This window comes from Nesterenkonia sandarakina, from assembly GCF_003003175.1.
GTDB lineage: Bacteria > Actinomycetota > Actinomycetes > Actinomycetales > Micrococcaceae > Nesterenkonia > Nesterenkonia sandarakina_A.
This window is the reverse complement of the sequence record NZ_PVTY01000004.1, coordinates 96022-112525: the sequence shown is the minus strand read 5'-3', so window position 1 is coordinate 112525 and position 16504 is coordinate 96022. Positions and strand designations below refer to the sequence as shown.

Annotated in this window: 16 protein-coding genes; 1 reads left to right on the top strand and 15 read right to left on the bottom strand. The window is 68.4% G+C overall.

Annotated elements, in window-relative coordinates; all coding sequences use genetic code 11:
* Positions 1 to 7: 7 nt before the first annotated feature.
* The 14 genes from BCL67_RS04375 to BCL67_RS04310 all read right to left on the bottom strand — a co-directional run bounded on the left by BCL67_RS04375 (position 8) and on the right by BCL67_RS04310 (position 13447).
* Entirely contained in the window at positions 8 to 520 is a 513-nt protein-coding gene (locus BCL67_RS04375; RefSeq protein WP_106122236.1) for a PH domain-containing protein, read from the bottom strand.
* Positions 501 to 1049 carry a DUF3180 domain-containing protein gene (locus BCL67_RS04370; RefSeq protein WP_106122235.1) on the bottom strand — a complete coding sequence of 183 codons (549 nt, stop codon included), beginning with the start codon at positions 1047 to 1049 and terminating at the stop codon, positions 501 to 503. The genes BCL67_RS04375 and BCL67_RS04370 overlap by 20 nt, the downstream gene beginning before the upstream one ends.
* On the bottom strand, positions 1046 to 2014 hold the full coding sequence (folK, locus tag BCL67_RS04365; RefSeq protein WP_106122234.1) for a 2-amino-4-hydroxy-6-hydroxymethyldihydropteridine diphosphokinase: 969 nt from the start codon (positions 2012 to 2014) through the stop codon (positions 1046 to 1048). Before folK ends, BCL67_RS04370 begins: the two co-directional genes overlap by 4 nt.
* A gap of 4 nt (positions 2015 to 2018) precedes the next feature.
* Positions 2019 to 2843 (bottom strand): dihydropteroate synthase, encoded by an 825-nt coding sequence (gene folP / locus BCL67_RS04360; RefSeq protein ID WP_106122233.1) that lies wholly within the window; start codon positions 2841 to 2843, stop codon positions 2019 to 2021.
* Positions 2844 to 2949: 106 nt separating this feature from the next.
* Positions 2950 to 3570 carry a GTP cyclohydrolase I FolE gene (gene folE, locus BCL67_RS04355; RefSeq protein ID WP_106122232.1) on the bottom strand — a complete coding sequence of 207 codons (621 nt, stop codon included), beginning with the start codon at positions 3568 to 3570 and terminating at the stop codon, positions 2950 to 2952.
* Entirely contained in the window at positions 3563 to 5524 is a 1962-nt protein-coding gene (gene ftsH / locus BCL67_RS04350; protein WP_106122231.1) for an ATP-dependent zinc metalloprotease FtsH, read from the bottom strand. The genes folE and ftsH overlap by 8 nt, the downstream gene beginning before the upstream one ends.
* Before the next feature lie 111 nt (positions 5525 to 5635).
* Positions 5636 to 6187 (bottom strand): hypoxanthine phosphoribosyltransferase, encoded by a 552-nt coding sequence (gene hpt, locus BCL67_RS04345; RefSeq protein ID WP_106122230.1) that lies wholly within the window; start codon positions 6185 to 6187, stop codon positions 5636 to 5638.
* Positions 6188 to 6226: 39 nt separating this feature from the next.
* Positions 6227 to 7234 (bottom strand): tRNA lysidine(34) synthetase TilS, encoded by a 1008-nt coding sequence (gene tilS, locus BCL67_RS04340; protein ID WP_258174751.1) that lies wholly within the window; start codon positions 7232 to 7234, stop codon positions 6227 to 6229.
* Positions 7231 to 8301 carry a zinc-dependent metalloprotease gene (locus BCL67_RS04335; protein WP_106122228.1) on the bottom strand — a complete coding sequence of 357 codons (1071 nt, stop codon included), beginning with the start codon at positions 8299 to 8301 and terminating at the stop codon, positions 7231 to 7233. The genes tilS and BCL67_RS04335 overlap by 4 nt, the downstream gene beginning before the upstream one ends.
* Before the next feature lie 114 nt (positions 8302 to 8415).
* On the bottom strand, positions 8416 to 9246 hold the full coding sequence (locus tag BCL67_RS04330; RefSeq protein ID WP_106122227.1) for an oxidoreductase: 831 nt from the start codon (positions 9244 to 9246) through the stop codon (positions 8416 to 8418).
* A gap of 159 nt (positions 9247 to 9405) precedes the next feature.
* Positions 9406 to 9885 carry an inorganic diphosphatase gene (locus BCL67_RS04325; protein ID WP_106122356.1) on the bottom strand — a complete coding sequence of 160 codons (480 nt, stop codon included), beginning with the start codon at positions 9883 to 9885 and terminating at the stop codon, positions 9406 to 9408.
* Between the two features lie 151 nt (positions 9886 to 10036).
* On the bottom strand, positions 10037 to 11320 hold the full coding sequence (locus tag BCL67_RS04320) for a DNA glycosylase AlkZ-like family protein (RefSeq protein WP_181255880.1): 1284 nt from the start codon (positions 11318 to 11320) through the stop codon (positions 10037 to 10039).
* Complete coding sequence (locus BCL67_RS04315; RefSeq protein WP_106122225.1) at positions 11313 to 12050, bottom strand: GNAT family N-acetyltransferase; 738 nt, start codon at positions 12048 to 12050, stop codon at positions 11313 to 11315. The genes BCL67_RS04320 and BCL67_RS04315 overlap by 8 nt, the downstream gene beginning before the upstream one ends.
* 53 nt (positions 12051 to 12103) lie before the next feature.
* Positions 12104 to 13447: a cytochrome P450 gene (locus BCL67_RS04310; RefSeq protein ID WP_106122224.1), complete on the bottom strand. Its 1344-nt coding sequence runs from the start codon at positions 13445 to 13447 to the stop codon at positions 12104 to 12106.
* Positions 13448 to 13654: 207 nt separating this feature from the next.
* Between BCL67_RS04310 and BCL67_RS04305 the strand changes: the two genes are divergently transcribed.
* Positions 13655 to 15370, top strand: coding sequence for a carbon starvation CstA family protein (locus BCL67_RS04305; protein WP_106122223.1), 1716 nt, complete (start codon positions 13655 to 13657; stop codon positions 15368 to 15370).
* Positions 15371 to 15450: 80 nt separating this feature from the next.
* On the opposite strand, the gene BCL67_RS04300 is transcribed toward BCL67_RS04305, so the two are convergent.
* The gene (locus BCL67_RS04300) at positions 15451 to 16239 is read right to left on the bottom strand and encodes an HAD family hydrolase (protein WP_106122355.1); all 789 of its coding nucleotides are present in this window, start codon (positions 16237 to 16239) and stop codon (positions 15451 to 15453) included.
* Between the last annotated feature and the right edge of the window lie 265 nt (positions 16240 to 16504).

The following is a 16504-nucleotide window of genomic DNA, read 5'->3' as shown; positions in this document are numbered from 1 at the left end:
TGCGGACTCACAGACCGGCCAGGCGAGCCTGGCCGCGCACGGAGAGCTCTTCACGCAGCCGAGCGCCCTCCTCGCGGGAGGCGCCCGGGATGACGGCGTCGGTCGCCGCAGCGGCGGTCTTGAGCTGCACGGTGCACAGCCCGTAGCGGCGCATCAGCGGACCCGCCTCGATGTCGACGTACTGCAGCCGGCCATAGGGCACCGCGACCACGCGCTGGAAGAGGATGCCGCGGCGGATCAGCAGGTCATCTTCGCGTTCGTGATAGCCGATAGATCGGATTCGTCGGGGGATCAGCGAGAGGTCGATCGCGGCCCAGACCAGCACGATGGCAGAGACCACGATCTTGATCCAGAGCGGAATGCCGCTGAAGACACCGATCGCGTCCAGCACGATCGGAGTCGCGACGATCGCCGCTGTGATCACCCAGCCGATGATGCCGGTGATGAACTTCACGGTGATGTACCGCTCGTCCACTCGGGTCCAAGTGACACCTGTGGGATCAATGGGTTCCGCGGGCATAGCCCTCCTCTGGTAATGGTCCTGTGTGGCGTTCGGGTTCCCTGCGGCGTCGTTCACCCGGAGGATTCTCATCCGGCGGGATCCTGCAGAGCAGCTCGACCACGAATCCAATGATCACCGAGATCACGCCTCCCGTGATCATCAGTAGGGATGAGTTCACGTTCGGCGCGCTCAGCGCTGCGGCGGGGACCAGGTCACCGAGGATACCCGCATGCCAGCCCGCGATCAGCGCCCCGGCGTAGGCCCCCGCCTGCCCGGCGGTGACGACGCGGACGGCGTGGAGCGGGTGCAGGCTGCGCTCGATGCGCCGCCCCTTCGCCGCGGCCGCCGCGATCCGTCGCTGGTCGCGCCACACCAGCAGCCCCAGGGTGAGCACGATCAGCGCGATCCCGAGCAGGGTCACCAATGACGTCCGGGGCAGCACCGGGGAGCCCATCCCCTGGCCGGACATGGAGACCGTGGTGATGAATCCGGCGACAGCGGCGAGGACTGCGATGATCAGCAGGCGCACTGCCGAGAGCCGGCTCATCGGAGGCTCTCCAGCGGTTCCACGCCTGGCGCATCGGCGGCGTGCCGGGCCAGCTCTGCCACGGGCGTCCCGTCCAGCTGCGCCTGCGGGTCCATCCAGGACCAGGGAACCAGCACGAATCCGCGCGTGCCCGCCCGCGGATGCGGCACCTGCAGAGTCAGCGAGGAGATCCGCTCCGGGCCGTAGGTGATGATGTCGATGTCCAGGGTGCGCGGGCCCCAGCGGACCTCGCCGTTCTCGGCGCCGCGGGCCCGATGGTGGTCCTGCTCGATCTGCTGGGTCTGGGCGAGCAGGGCGTGCGGACTCAGTGTGGTGGCGATCTCGATGACCTGGTTGTGGAAGTCGGGCTGCGCCGCGGGACCGCCGACGGGGCTGGTCTTAGCGATCGGGGATTGTCTGAGCACCCTGACCTGTTCGGCGCGCTCCAGGGCCGCGACCGCCGAGGCCAGCGTCACCGCCGATTCGCCGAGGTTCGACCCCAGCGCCAGCACCGAGGTGACCTCGGTGCTGGGCGCCGCATCCGGGTCCGCCCCGGGGCGCTGCGCGAGATCCTGCGGCGCAGCGATGTCTGTGCGGTCGATGTCTGTGCGGTCCCGGCGGGCGGTGACCGAGACGTCGTGGAAGGACTGGGTGAGCGGGGCCTCCGGCTTGTGCACGGTGACCTCTGCCGCGGCGAGGCGCTCGTCGGTGCGCAGGATCTCGCGCGCCAGGTGATCGGCGAGGGCCTCGATCAGGTCGAAGGGCTTCCCGACGATGGCGGCGTGGATGAGCTCGGCGATCTCCACGTAGGAGACGGTGTCGGCGAGGTCATCGCTGCGCCCGGCCGCGGAGAAGTCCAGGGTGAGGGCGGCGTCGACCTGGAAGATCTGGCCTTCGCGCTTCTCGAAGTCGAAGACCCCGTGGTGGCCGGTGGCGGTGAGTCCGGTGAGCCGGATGGTGTCTCGGGCTCTGCTCCTGCTGGACATTTCTCTAGCTTCTCAGCTTGGAGATCACTTGCACAGCATCGCGGCTTGACTGCACGTCGTGGACCCGGACGCCCCAGACCCCGGCCTGGGCCGCCAGTGCCGAGAGCACCGCGGTGGCGGTGTCCCGTGCCGTCCCCGAGCTGACCGGGGCGAGGAATCCCTTGCGCGAGGCGCCGAAGAGGACCCGGTGTCCGAGCCGGACGAAGTCCTCCAGCCCACGGATGAGCTCCCAGTTCTGCTCATGGGTCTTGGAGAACCCGATCCCGGGATCCAGGATGAGCTGGTCCCGACGGGCGCCGGCGTCGAGGTATCGGTCTCGGATGGCGAGCAGCTCGCCCGTGACGTCCTCGAGCAGCGAGTCGTAGGAGGTCAGCGACCCCATGGTCTTCGCGTCGCCGCGGTTGTGCGTGATCACGACCTGCGCCCCGGATTCCGCGATCAGCTCCGGCATGGCCGGGTCGGTGAGTGCCCCGGAGACATCGTTGATGGTCAGCGTCCGCGGGTCCACCCCGGTGCGGTCGGCGCATTCCAGCGCGGCCAGTGCGGTGGCTGCGCGGCGGGTGTCCACCGAGACGCTGATCCCGCAGCCCAGCAGCTCCTCGAGCACCGGCAGGATCCGGCGCTGCTCCTCTGCCACCGGGGTGGGCTCGGCGCCCGGGCGGGTGGACTCCCCGCCGACGTCGATCAGGTCTGCCCCGGCCTGTGTCATGCGCAGCGCCTCGGTGACCGCGGCCGCCACGTCGGGGGTGCCCGCGCCGTCGTCGAACCGGCCGCCGTCGGAGAAGGAATCCGGGGTGAGGTTCAGAATCCCCATGATGGAAGTGCTCATCTGGCTCTCCGATTCAGTTGGACTGGCTGGGAAGGCGGCTGGGTCTCGGTGGGGGCGGCCCGGGGGCAGGGACTGAGCTCAGGTGCGGCTGGGCCGTGGCGCCAGGCTAGTGCGGCCTGCCGTGGAGCATCAGGCTCATCGCCTCGGCGCGGGTGGCGGCGTCGCGGAGCTGGCCGCGCACCGCCGAGGTGATGGTCCGCGCTCCGGGTTTGGAGACCCCGCGCATGGACATGCACAGGTGCTCGGCCTCCACGACGACCATCGCCCCGCCCGGCGCCAGGTGCTCCACCAGGGCGTCGACCACCTGGGTGGTGAGCTGCTCCTGGACCTGAGGACGCTTGGCGAAGATGTCCACCAGCCGGGCCAGCTTGCTCAGGCCGGTGACCTTGCCCTCCGGGGACGGGATGTAGCCGATGTGGGCGTGGCCGAAGAAGGGCACCAGGTGGTGCTCACACATCGAGTAGAAGGGGACGTCGCGGACCAGCACGAGCTCCTCGTGGCCGATGTCGAAGGTGGTCGACATCAGCTCGGCCGGGTCCTCGCGCAGACCCTGGAAGGCCTCCTCGTAGGCCCGGGCGACCCGTGAGGGTGTGCCCTGGAGGCCGTCGCGCTCGGGATCCTCACCGACGGCGAGCAGGATCTCACGCACCGCCGCCTCGATCCGCGGCAGGTCCACCGAGCCCTCGAGCGGTGCCGGCGCACCGGCCGGCGCAGGACGCTCAGGCATCGTGGTTCTCGCCGCCGAACTGATATTCGGGGTCCCGCTCATCCTCCGGCACGACCTCGGAGGTGATGGTGACCGGACGGCCCGGGGAGGACTCCCAGACCTGGCGCACCGGACGCTTGATCACGTCGTGGAAGATCGCGGCGACCTCCTTGGCGTTGAGCGTCTCCACCCGCAGCAGCTCCTCGGCAAGGCGGTCCAGCACGTGCCGGTTCTCGTGCAGCGCGTGATAGGCCTCGTCGTGGGCCTCGTCGATGATGGCGCGGACCTCGGCGTCGATGACCGCGGCGAGGTCCTCGGAGTACTCCTTGCCCTGGGCCATCTCACGTCCCAGGAAGGGGCTGGTGTCTGAAGAGCCGAGCTTCACGGAGCCCACCCGGGCGCTCATGCCGTATTCGGTGACCATCCGGCGGGCGGTCTCGGTGGCCTTCTGGATGTCGTTCGCTGCCCCGGTGGAGGGGTCCTGGAAGACGATCTCCTCGGCCACCCGGCCGCCCATGGCGTAGGCGATGGTGTCGAGCAGCTCGTTGCGGGTGGTGGAGTACTTGTCCTCCTCCGGCACGACCATCGTGTAGCCCAGGGCGCGTCCGCGCGGCAGGATGGTGATCTTGGTGACCGGCGCGGAGTAGTTCAGCGCCGCCGCGACCAGGGCGTGTCCGCCCTCGTGGTAGGCGGTGACGCGACGCTCGTGGTCCTTCATCATCCGGGTCCGCTTCTGCGGTCCGGCCATGACCCGGTCGATGGCCTCGTCGATCGCGCGGTCATCGATCAGGTCGGCGTTGGAGCGCGCGGTGAGCAGGGCGGCCTCGTTGAGCACGTTGGCGAGGTCAGCGCCGGTGTAGCCCGGGGTCTTGCGCGCCACGGCCTTGAGGTCGACGTCCTCGACCATCGGCTTGCCCTTGGCGTGGACCTCGAGGATCGCGCGCCGGCCCGCGAAGTCGGGGGCCTCCACGGGGATCTGGCGGTCGAAGCGCCCGGGGCGCAGCAGCGCCGGGTCCAGGACGTCGGGGCGGTTGGTCGCGGCGATGACGATGATGTTGGTGTTGGCGTCGAAGCCGTCCATCTCCACCAGGAGCTGGTTCAGGGTCTGTTCGCGCTCGTCGTTGCCGCCGCCCACGCCGGCGCCGCGCTGGCGGCCCACGGCGTCGATCTCGTCGACGAAGATGATCGCCGGGGCGTTCTCCTTGGCCTGCTTGAAGAGGTCGCGCACACGGGAGGCGCCGACGCCGACGAACATCTCCACGAAGTCCGAGCCGGAGATCGAGTAGAAGGCTCCCCCGGCCTCGCCGGCCACGGCCTTGGCGAGCAGGGTCTTGCCGGTGCCCGGGGCGCCGTAGAGCAGCACGCCCTTGGGGATCTTCGCGCCCAGGCGCTGGAACTTCTCGGGCTCGGAGAGGAACTCCTTGATCTCGTGGAGCTCCTCCACGGCCTCTTCCGCGCCGGCCACGTCGCCGAAGGCGACCTGGGGCATGTCCTTGTCGAACATCTTCGCCTTGGACTTGCCGAACTGCATCACCCGGGAGTTGCCGCCGGACATCCGGGTCAGCAGCCAGATGAACAGCAGCGCGATGATCAGGAAGGGGATCATGAAGCCGAGCATGGAGAGGAGCCAGTTGGACTGCTCCGGCTCGTCGGTGTAGCCGTCGAGGTCGGCGTCGGCGATGGCTTGGACCACGGTCTCGGCGCGAGCGGTGGAGTAGAAGAAGTGGACGACGTCGCCGACTTCCTCCCCGTCCTGCTCATACGGTGAGCTCAGGTTCAGGTCGACGCGCTGGTCGCCGTCCTCCACCGAGGCCTCGACGACCTCGCCGTCGGCGAGGAGCTCCATGCCGACGTTGGTGTCCACCCGCTGGCCGTTGGCCGAGGAGGAGAACATCAAGGGCACGACAAGCAGCAGCAGCACCACTGCCAGCACGATCCAGAACAGTGGTCCGGTGAAGATCTTCTTGAAGTTCATGCAGCTCCGTCAGACGCAGATGTGCCTGGCCTTGCTCGACTGCCAGGGCCTCTAAAGGTACTCGGGCTCCACGTCACACGGGTAACCTGTCCGGCGACGTTCGCCGCCAGCTCACTGGTAGACGTGCGGAGCCAGGATCCCGACGCAGTCGAGGTTGCGGTACTTCTCGGCGAAGTCCAGGCCGTAGCCGACGACGAACTTGTTCGGGATGTCCATGCCGACGTACTTCACGTCGATGTCGACCTTCACGGCGTCGGGCTTGCGGAAGAGGGTGCAGATCTCCAGTGACGCCGGTCCGCGGGACTCCAGGTTCGTCTTGAGCCAGGAGAGCGTCAGCCCGGAGTCGATGATGTCCTCGACGATGAGCACGTGGCGGTTCATCAGGTCTGCATCGAGGTCCTTGAGGATGCGCACCACTCCGGAGGACTTGGTGCCGGAGCCGTAGGAGGACACCGCCATCCAGTCCATGGTCACGTGGGAGCGCAGCGCCCGGGCCAGATCGGCCATGACCATGACGGCGCCCTTGAGGACTCCGACCAGCAGCACGTCCTTGTCTGCGTAGTCACGGTCGATGACCGCGGCCAGTTCTTTGATCTTCGCGTTGATCTCTTCCTTGGTGTAGAGCACCTCGGTGAGATCTGCACTGACATCCTGAGCGTCCATGGGTGGTGTCCAGCTCCTTGTAGGTGAGTCTCGCGTTCCTCAGTTCAGGCGTGGAACGATGACAAGTTTCGCATAGTCCGGGCTCCCCCGCGTCCCGCGGTGCGCGAGGACCCCGCCCTCGAGCTCGATCGGGCCCGCCGAGCCGGTCTTGGCGAGGAGCTTCTCCACCGCTGCGAGGCGTTCGAAGGAGGGGGTGGATCCGCCGGCGGCGACGACGGCGAGCGCGATGACCCGGCGGCGGATCGCCGGTGGCGCGGCCAGCAGCGCCTGCAGCTCCATGCGCAGCTCCCCCTGCGGTCCGGGATCCTCGAGCAGCCGGGCGAACCGGGACTTCGCCTCGTCCTCCAGATAGGCCGCGTCCTCGGCCGCGATCTGTGCGGTGCGCGCCAGCGACTCCCGGATGGACCCGCTGAGCTGGGCCTCGAGGTAGGGCAGGATCTCGGTGCGGACCCGGGAGCGCAGGAAGCGGGGGTCGGCGTTGGTCGGATCCTGCCAGGGGTCCAGCTGCGCGTGGGCGCAGATCTCCTCGGTGTCTGCCCGGGTGAGTCCCAGCAGCGGTCGCCGGAACGGTCCGCGCACGGCGGGGATGCCTGCCAGGGTGCGCGTGCCGGAGCCGCGGGCGAGGCCGAGCAGGACCTGTTCGGCCTGGTCGTCGCGGGTGTGGGCCAGCAGGATCCGGGTGGCGCCGGTCTGCGCCATGGCCTGCGCGAACCCGCGGTAGCGGGCCGTGCGGGCGGCCGCCTCGGGGCCCTCCCCCGAGTCGGGGTCCACGCTCGCCGTCACCGAGATCACCGGTGTCAGGCCCAGGCGGGTGAGCTGGGCCAGCGTCGTCGCGGTGACCTGCTCGCTCTCCGGGTGCAGCTGATGGTCGACGACGACGGCGCCCACCCGGGCCGAGTCCCGCGCGCGGTGGAAGGCTGCCGCGGCGGCCAGGGCGAGGGAGTCTGCTCCCCCGGAGCAGGCCACCAGGGTCAGACCCTCGGGGTCCAGGGCGGCCTCCACCGCGCGCCGGGCGCGGTTGACCGAGTGAGGGAAGCGTGGGCTCACGCCAGTCCCATGCGCTCGATCCATTCCTGCGGGTGGTGGAGCTCGTGCTCGGTGGGCAGGTGCTCGGGCGACTCCCAGATGATGTTGAAGGAGTCCATTCCGATGGTGTCCACGATGTGACCCACGAACTTCTGTCCGTCCCGGTACTGGGCGGCCTTCACGTCGAGCTGAAGCAGCTTGCGGATGAACTTCTCCAGTGGAGTGCGGGTCTTCCCGCGGGCCTCGAACCGCCGCCGGATGGTCTTCACGGAGGGCACGATCGAGGCGTCGACGCCGTCCATGATGACGTTGGCGTGGCCCTCGAGCAGGCTCATCACCGCGGTGAGGTGGGACATCGTCTCGCGGTCCTGCGGGGTCTGGATGACCTCGATCAGCCCGCGGCCGGCCCGCATCTGCTCGATCACCTCGCCGAGCCGGTCCCCCAGCCCTGAGGCCATGCCCATGGTGGAGGAGCTCAGCTGGGTGATCTTGGACTTGAGGTGATCCGCGAGCCAGGGGGCGGCGGCGAACTGAACCCGGTGGGTCTGCTCATGCAGGCATACCCAGAGTCGGAAGTCCTCGGGCACCACGTTGAGCTCCTTGGTGATCTCCACGATGTTCGGAGCGACCAGGATCAGCCGGTTCTGGGTGAAGGGGTCGAACTGCCCGAGCACGTTGGCGGAGAGGAACGCCAGCACCGCGCCGAGCTCGGCGCCGGCGAAGGAGGATCCGAAGACCTGGGCGTTGGAGCCCTCTTTGCCGAGTTCGGGCTTCTGCTCCAGGGCGATCTTCAGCGCCGGGCCCAGCAGCTCGCGGAAGCTCTCCACATTGGCCTTGGACCAGGTCGCGCGATCCACCACCAAGGTCTCGGCGGGATCGGTGCCGAGGTCCCGTGCGACCTCCAGACCGGTGATCCGGTGCACGTGGTCCACGGCCTCCGCGGCGGCGCTGCGCAGCGCGGCCACCTCTTGGCTGACCTGGGCTGCGCTGAACCGGGGTCCTGCCGGGGCGACTCGTGCCGCCGTCGTGCCGGCGAGCTCCCAGTTGATCATCAGGTCGCTGGCTCGGGCCGTGGAGATGCTGTTCATCGCTCCATCACATCACAACAACCTCGACGCCAGGGCCGGGCACCAGCCCGGCGGCCGAGCCCGGACACAGCCGACGGCTGCGCTCCGTCCACGCTCAGTCCACGCTGTCGAGGTTCAGCCCATCACCCGTCCGGTGATCTGGTCCAGCAGCCTGTCACTGAGCATCCGGCGGCCGAAGAGCCCGGCCCAGGCCAGGTGGCCCAACGCGTAGCGGGTCCTTGGACGTGGCGAGCCCGCTGCCCGTTCGATCACCCGGGCGATCAGCTCGGGTCCGGAGGCGCGACGCTGCACGCCGTCGGGGTTCAGGATGCCTCGGGCCAGGCGCTCGACCCGATGGGAGTAATGCCCCTCGCCCGAGGCGCTGCGGGCCGCAACAAGCGCATTCGCGCCCCACTCGGTCCTGATCGCGCCCGGCTGGACCACGACCACGCGGATCCCGAAGGGCGCAACTTCCTGGCGCAGCGAGTCGCTGAAGCCCTCCAGCGCGAACTTCGTCGCGTGGTACCAGCCGCCCAGGGGTCCGGCGACCCGTCCGGCGACCGAGGAGACGTTGATGATCGTGCCGGTGCCGTGGGAGCGCATCATCGGCAGACTCAGCTGCACCAGGCGGGCCAGGCCGAAGAGATTGACCTCGAACTGCCGGCGCGCCTCCTCCATCGGAACGTCCTCCACCGCCCCGAAGGCGCCGTAGCCGGCGTTGTTGACCAGCAGGTCGAGCCGACCGGTGTCTTCGCGGATCCGTGTGACCGCGCTGGTCAGCGAACCCTCGTCGAGCAGGTCCAGCACCAGCGGCACGACGCCGTCGCCGCGCAGCTCCTCGAGGCGTTCAGCGCGGCGCGCAGCCCCGTAGACGAGGTATCCGGCGGCGGCGAGCCGGCGGGCCGTCGCGGCTCCGATCCCGGAGGAGGCTCCGGTGACCAGCGCGACGGGCTGTGGGGAGGTCATGCAGGCGGCCTTTGCGTGTTCGGGTGACGTGGTCCGCGCGCGCCGGGGCGCGGAAGATGCCGGCGGGCACACATCGAGTGGGCGGTCTGCGGCGGAATGACCGGCCAGAACGGCGGAAGAGCCCCGCAGATCGCCCACTCGATGGGAAGTGGGGCTGGATCAGCCCTTGAAGCGCTCGATGGAGCGGGTCAGCTCGGCCTCGGCCTCGGCGCGTCCGGCCCAGCCCTCGATCTTGACCCACTTGCCGGGCTCGAGGTCCTTGTAGCGGGTGAAGAAGTGCTCGATCTCCTGGCGCGTCCACTGATCTACATCCTCGAGCTCCTGGATGTGGTCGAAGCGCTTGTCCTTGGGGACGCAGAGCAGCTTCGCGTCGCCGCCGCCGTCGTCGGTCATGTTCAGCACGCCCACCGGGCGGGACTCCACGACGACGCCGGGGACCAGGTCCACGCCCGGGATCCAGACCATCGCGTCCAGCGGGTCGCCGTCCTCCCCGAGGGTGTCATCGAAGTACCCGTAGTGAGTGGGGTACTGCATGGGGGTGAAGAGCACGCGGTCGAGACGGAGACGGTGGGTCTCGTGGTCGATCTCGTACTTCACGCGGGAGCCTTCAGGGATTTCGACGGTGACATCGTGAGTCAGGGCCACGGATTCTCCTAGTGTTGAGCGTCAAGAGCACTGCTGTGCGGCCGCGCCGGGTGCCCATGAGAGCGCTCCGGTGCGCGTCCGCTTCCACGCCCAAGCGTACACATTGCACCCGGTCAACGGTCCTGGCGGTCCTGGCGGTCCACGGTCACCGGTCGTCGGGACGGCCGGGAAGCTCCACCTCGATCCCGAGCTGGGCTCCCAGCGTCCTGGCTCCGGCGCGGGCGCGGGCGGTGACCGAGCGGGTGCTGTGTCCCGGCTCGGGGAAGATCCGGTTGATCTGCAGCACCTCGCCCACGCGTTGGAGATCCACCCGGCCCACCATCTCGGCACCGGAGAGCACCGCCATCACATAGTGGCCATAGAGCCGCTTCGTCCTGGGCACGTAGGCCTCGAAGGTGTAGTCGAAGTCGTAGATCCTGCGAGCCCGCCCGCGGTCACGCAGGAGCGGGTCGAAGGGGCCGATCAGTCGTGACCGGGCTGCCGGGCCGGTGCCCGGCTCGGGGGTTCCCGGCTCGGAGGTGCCGCCGACGACCGAGGTCCCTGCGCCGGGCGCCTCATCGCGCAGCTGCGGGAGGCAGTAGGCGAGGTCCTTCCACCCCTGGACCTGCAGCGGAGCCAGTCCGGCCAGCTCGATCCCACGGGCGGCGTCGGGGGCGGAGAGGTGATAGTGGTGGGCGAAGTCGGCCACGGTCATCACGGCCAAGGTGCCGGCGGCGCGGCGCGCAAGAGCGGCGCGCAGCTGATCCGGCGGAAGGTGGGCGGCCTCAAGGATCTCCTGCGGCAGGGCACGTTCGGGAAGGTCGAAGAGCCGGATGATCCCGTTGCGCGCGGTGATCACCAGCTCCCCGGTACGGACCATCAGCTCGGCGGCGTGCTTGATCTGAGACCAGTTCCATCCGGTGGTGCGCGCGGCCCCCATCGCAGCCTCGATGGCACCGATCTGGGCGCCGTTCTCCGTCGCGGCGACCACCTCGCGGATCTGGGCGCGCATCCGAGGATCCAGGCCGAGCGCATGGGTCTCGCGGACCCGTTCCCGGCGCAGCTGCAGCAGCGGCCAGTCCTCGATCGGGAACACGCAGGCCACCTTGGTGAAGGCCTCGAAGGAGACCGGGGCCCCATGCAGCGGAGCTCCGGCCGGCCAGAGCGAGGAGTCGACATCCTCGGCCCGGGCGCTGCGCGGCAGCCGGGTCAGCGTGGTGAGCCGCTGAGCCGTGGAGACCCGGGTCAGCGGGTCCAGCTGGATCAGCCCGATCCCGCGCAGCACCTCCGCAGCGCTTCCATAGTCTCCGGGGCCGGCCGGGGCCGGGATGTGCTGGGCGCCCGTGACGACGGCGCGGACCCAGTCGGCGCTCACGGGCAGTGCTGGCGGCGTCGTCGTCGTGGGTGACCGTGTCGTCTTCCGCGTGGAGCTTGTCTGGGGTTCAGTCATGGCCGTAGAAACTCTTGAGCTCATCGTTGCCGGTGACCTGGATCTGCCAGGACGGTCGGAGCAGGTCGTTCTTCGGCAGCCGGAACATGTGCTCCCATTCAGTCTTCTCGCCATGGGCGTCGGGGACCCGGCGGGTGCCGGAGGTGAAGTAGCCCAGAGTCTCGGAGACCCGCCGGGAGCGTTCGTTCGAGGTGTACGCGCCGGACTCGGCATACTCGGCGCCGAAGTGGTCGAAGGCCCAGAGCAGCATCGCAGCCCGGGCCTCCGTGCCCAGCCCCTGACCCTGCCGATCCGCACGCAGCCAGCTGCCGGAGCTGACCGTGCGCAGGATCGGCCAGTCATGGGCGTAACAGCCCTGCATCCCGATCAGCTCGCCGGACTCCTGGGCTGCGGAGCCCTCCGCGCCGTCGGCGTCTTTGACGAAGATCCCGAACGCCAGGTACCAGTGATCCGGGCCGATGCTTGGACGGGTGGACCAGAGGAACGGCAGAGATGCCTTGACCAGATCCTTCGGCCCCTTCTCGTTCCAGGCGAAACGGAATGGGTTTCTACTGGTGTGGGTGACCCCCGAGGCGGCGGCCGCGGCGTAGGCGGGGAAGTCGGTCTCACGCACGACGCGCAGCTCGAGGCGGGGAGACTCGATGCGCAGCCCGAAGGGCGGCCAGAGCTCCTCCAGGGTGCGTGCGGGGGTCTGCGCGGGAGTCACCTCGTGGTCACTGGGCTGTGGCATCACTCGATCCTAGCGGTGCCGCCTGCTTCAGCTCCGGGTACCCGGCGAGCCGCTCAGCTGACCGTGAAGCGCAGCCCGAAGTTGTTCAGCAGCGAGGGCAGGTTGTCCGGGTCCAGGGTGTGGGACTCCAGCTCCAGGTCTGCGCGGCTGAGGATCTCCGCCATGAACTTCGAGGTCAGCAGCAGCACCAGATGCCGCCCAGGGCACAGACCCGGGCCGGCGCTGAAGGGCACCAGCGGCCAGTCCTCGCGGGTGCGCGGTCGCTCCCAGAGCTCCGGAGCGAAGCGGTGCGCGAAGTCCAGCTGTCGGTCATCGCGGTGGAAGAACGGCGCGAACACCAGCACGGAGGTTCCCGCGGGCATCACTCCATGGGCGAACTCCACCTCGGTCGTGGTCTCGCGCAGGATCATCGGTGTGGTGGGCCAGAGCCGCAGCGACTCCAGGACCGTGGAGCGCAGCAACGGCAGCAACGGAGCGGTCTCCTGCTGCTCCTCGCGGATCTGGCGCTTGACGGCGTCAAGGGTCGCGGGGTGGGCGCTCAGCAGCGCCAGCGCGCGGAAGGTGGCCATCCCGGCGGGGTCGAACGCGAAGAGCCATTGCGGGATCTGCTGGGCCGGCTCCGCTGCGGAACCCTGCGGCTGCTGAGTCATGAACGCCGCGAGGCTGCCCGGCTCCGCACGGTCCAGTGCCGCCTGCATCTGCGCCAGCAGCGCGGCCCGCCCGGTCTTGTCCACCGGCTTGAGGAACGCCCAGTTGCCGTCCCCGCGAAGCTTCTCGGTCAGCTGCGTCAGGTCGGTGTCTTCCCGCGCGGAGTCGCCCAGGACGACTCGTCGCACGATCCGGAACCAGGCGTCGAGGAAGGGCTTGTACTCCAGGACGCCGCCTGCTGTGCGCGCCTCCTCCAGCAGGGCCTCCGCCTCCTGCTGCACAGCGGGCATGAACGTGGCCGCCATCTGGTGGATCGGGTGCCCGTGGTCAAGCGTGTGTTCGTTGAGTCGCCGTCGCTGGGTGCGCTCTTCGCCGTGGGAGATCAGCGCGACCTTGGGCTCGAAGTGCTTCAGCGCGTGGCGCTTGAGCGTCTCGGCGGTGGCGAAGGGCTCAGGAGAGTCATCCAGCACGCGGTGGACGTCGTCGGGATCGAGGATCAGCGCCATCTTGCGGCCCGGGATGTTCAGCATCAGCGGTCCGCGGCCATATTTGTCGGACAAGACCTGCGCCCGACGCACGCCCCGGCCGTCGAGGTCGAAGCGCTCCGAGGCTGCCACCACCTTCGGGCGCCTGATGATGGGCCCCTTGGCGACCATCGGTCCCTGCACGTCTCGGAGCACCTGAGCGGTCTCCGCCAGGGAGGCCTTCGGAAGCGGGTTCTTCACGGGTGAGATCGGGCTGGCGGTCATGGCGCACCTTCTGCTCTTCAGTTGCGAATCGGCTGATTCTCGGTCGGCGTCCCCACGCTTCAGCCTACGGACCCCTCAGATCAGGCACAACGCGCGGGACCGCGGTGTCCCCGATCACACAATCTGCGTACTATGTCTGCCATCACATCAATCGCACCGCAGCCGGCGCCTGCCCTGGAGTAGGCGACCCTCAATGAGGAGGACAATATGGACGGGGTTAATTCTCTGGTCATCGCCGTGATCGGCATCGCCATGATGCTGAGCGGTTATTTCCTGTATTCGCGGTTCCTCGCGAAGAAGGTCTACAGGCTCAACGCGGAGTTCAAGACTCCGGCACACCAGTTCAACGACGGCGTGGATTACGTCCCCACTAACCGTTACGTGCTCTGGGGGCACCACTTCACCTCGGTGGCCGGCGCGGCACCCATCGTAGGTCCCGCGGTCGCCGTGATCTGGGGCTGGCTGCCGGCCTTCCTGTGGGTCACCCTCGGCACCGTGTTCATGGCTGGCATGCATGACCTGGGTGCACTCTGGGCCTCCCAGCGCAACCGCGGACAGTCCATCGGCACACTCTCGGGCCGTTACATCAGCGCCCGCGGCCGCAATCTGTTCCTGGTGGTGGTGTTCCTGCTGCTGCTGATGGTGGTCGCCGCCTTTGCCGTGGTGATCTCGGACCTGCTGGTCGCCCAGCCGGGGTCGGTCATCCCAACCTGGGGCGCACTGATCGTGGCCCTGGCGGTGGGCCAGGCGATCTACCGCTTCCGCTGGAACCTGCTGGCCGTGACCGCCGTGGGCGTCATAGCCCTCTACGCGCTGATCGTACTCGGCGACACCTACCCGATCAGCCTCCCCGAGAGCACCTTCGGCCTCGCGCCCAACGGCGTCTGGATCATCCTGCTCTTCCTCTACGCCGGCATCGCCTCATTGCTGCCGGTATGGGTGCTGCTGCAGCCCCGCGACTACATCAACGGCGTGCAGCTGTTCATCGGTCTGGGGATCCTCTACGGCGCCACCATGATCGCCACTCCGACCATCGTGGCCCCGGCCTTCAACACCAACGTCCCTGAGGGCACCCCCTCGATCGTCCCGCTGTTATTCGTGACCATCGCCTGTGGCGCGATCTCCGGCTTCCACGGAACTGTGGCCAGCGGCACGACCTCGAAGCAGCTCGACCGCGAGACCGACGCTCGCTTCGTCGGCTACTTCGGCGCCGTCGGCGAGGGATTGCTGGCGCTGGGTGCGATCATCGCCACCACCGCGGGCTTCCAAACACTCACCCAGTGGGAAGAGGTTTACGCCTCCTACAACGACGGTCCGGTCGCGAATTTCGTCCAGGGTGGAGGGACCATCATGAACACCGGCCTGGGAATCCCCGAGGGCCTCTCCGCTACGATTCTGGCGACCATGGCGGTGCTCTTCGCTGCGACCACCATGGACACCGGGGTGCGCCTGATGCGCTTCGTGGTACAGGAGATCGGCGAGCTGGCCAGGGTCCGGATCGGTGTTCTCACCGCCACGATCGTCGTGGTCGTCATCGGTGGCGGCCTGACCTTCTCACAGGGCGCAGACGGTTCCGGCGGCATGCTGATCTGGCCGCTGTTCGGCACCACCAACCAGCTGCTGGCCTCGCTGACGCTGGGCATCATCGTGGTGATGCTGATGCGCAAGAAGCGCCCGTTCCTGCCGGTGCTGATCCCCATGGCGTTCGTGATCCTGATGAGCTCCTACGCCGCAGTGGTACAGGTGTTCAGCTTCTTCAATGAGGGCGAGTGGCTGCTGTTCACACTCAACGTGATCATCATCTTCGCCGCGGTCTGGGTCCTCGCGGAATGCGTCGTTTCCATGAAGCGGGCATGGCGCGGAGACAAGGAGCCTGAGGACGACGTCGCGCTCACCGCAGACGAGAAGCTGCCTCTGCGCTGAGCCAGGGGCGTTCGTGCCGGCGCATTCCGTCGGGCCACCTCACATCGAGTGTGCAGCGGATTGCCCCGCAGTACGGACCCTCAGTCCTGCGTCAGGAGACTCCGCAGGACCGGGACCAGGCCGTCGTCCTCCACCGCAGCGGTGAGCTCATCGGCCACGTCGATGACCTCCTGGGGAGCCTGCCCCATGGCCACGCCGCGAGCGGCCCAGCCCAGCATCTCGATGTCATTGCGTCCATCACCCACGGCGACGGTGTCCTCCGCGGGCACCTCGAGCCGTTCACGCAGCGTCTCGAGAGAGGAGCCCTTGGTGACGCCGGCGGCGGCGATGTCCAGCCAGGCCGACCAGCCCACCGAGTAGGTCACCCCGTGCAGTCCGATGCTCTGCACCGCGACGGCGAACTCCTCGGCCGTGGACTCGGTGGAGTTCACCACCAGCCGGACGGCTTCGGCCTCCTTCATCTCCTGGAAGCTCACACCGCGGGCATCGAGTCCGAAGGACATGTCCTCGAAACGCTCGGTGGACAGAAAGTCCCCGACCGAGGTCTCGATGGCGTAGCGAGCGTTCGGCAGCCGATCCACCAGCGCGTCCAGCGCGGGGGCGGGGTCAAAGACTCGCCGGTCCAGAATCTCGTAGCCGTCCTCCAGGGACGCATCGATGCGCACGGTCACTCCGCCGTTGCTGCACACCGCGTAGCCGTGTTCGATGCCGAAGGTCTCGATCACCGGAAGCGTCGCTGGCAGCGACCGCCCGGTCGAGACCACGACGGTGTGGCCATCGGCGACCAGGGCGCGACCGGCTTCCTTCACGGCGTCGGACATCCGACCGTCGTGGAACACGATCGTGCCGTCGACGTCGAGGCAGACCATCTTCTTCCCGGGTGTGTGGGAGAAGCTGCCACCGGCGCCGGCGGCGGGGATCGAGAATTTTTCAGAGGCTGTCATTGCTGAGATATTCATTGTCATCACACTCGCTTGAAAGGGGTAACCGGTCATTATGCCTTATGAGCCAGTCTTGCACCCCCGCCAGCGCTGGTTCGGCACGAATAGGCCGAAGTATCGCCTTTTGGGTACTGTTGCCATACATGTAACTTTGCGTTTCACTGCCATCGTCCGCCTGGTCTTCAGCCGGGTC

Excerpts from the sequence above, each read along its gene's own strand:
- BCL67_RS04375 (WP_106122236.1), bottom strand. The coding sequence starts at position 520 with ATGCCCGCGGAACCCATTGATCCCACAGGTGTCACTTGGACCCGAGTG.
- BCL67_RS04370 (WP_106122235.1), bottom strand. The coding sequence starts at position 1,049 with ATGAGCCGGCTCTCGGCAGTGCGCCTGCTGATCATCGCAGTCCTCGCC.
- folK (WP_106122234.1), bottom strand. The coding sequence starts at position 2,014 with ATGTCCAGCAGGAGCAGAGCCCGAGACACCATCCGGCTCACCGGACTC.
- folP (WP_106122233.1), bottom strand. The coding sequence starts at position 2,843 with ATGAGCACTTCCATCATGGGGATTCTGAACCTCACCCCGGATTCCTTC.
- folE (WP_106122232.1), bottom strand. The coding sequence starts at position 3,570 with ATGCCTGAGCGTCCTGCGCCGGCCGGTGCGCCGGCACCGCTCGAGGGC.
- ftsH (WP_106122231.1), bottom strand. The coding sequence starts at position 5,524 with ATGAACTTCAAGAAGATCTTCACCGGACCACTGTTCTGGATCGTGCTG.
- hpt (WP_106122230.1), bottom strand. The coding sequence starts at position 6,187 with ATGGACGCTCAGGATGTCAGTGCAGATCTCACCGAGGTGCTCTACACC.
- BCL67_RS04335 (WP_106122228.1), bottom strand. The coding sequence starts at position 8,301 with ATGAACAGCATCTCCACGGCCCGAGCCAGCGACCTGATGATCAACTGG.
- BCL67_RS04330 (WP_106122227.1), bottom strand. The coding sequence starts at position 9,246 with ATGACCTCCCCACAGCCCGTCGCGCTGGTCACCGGAGCCTCCTCCGGG.
- BCL67_RS04320 (WP_181255880.1), bottom strand. The coding sequence starts at position 11,320 with ATGACTGAACCCCAGACAAGCTCCACGCGGAAGACGACACGGTCACCC.
- BCL67_RS04315 (WP_106122225.1), bottom strand. The coding sequence starts at position 12,050 with ATGCCACAGCCCAGTGACCACGAGGTGACTCCCGCGCAGACCCCCGCA.
- BCL67_RS04310 (WP_106122224.1), bottom strand. The coding sequence starts at position 13,447 with ATGACCGCCAGCCCGATCTCACCCGTGAAGAACCCGCTTCCGAAGGCC.
- BCL67_RS04305 (WP_106122223.1), top strand. The coding sequence starts at position 13,655 with ATGGACGGGGTTAATTCTCTGGTCATCGCCGTGATCGGCATCGCCATG.
- BCL67_RS04300 (WP_106122355.1), bottom strand. The coding sequence starts at position 16,239 with ATGGTCTGCCTCGACGTCGACGGCACGATCGTGTTCCACGACGGTCGG.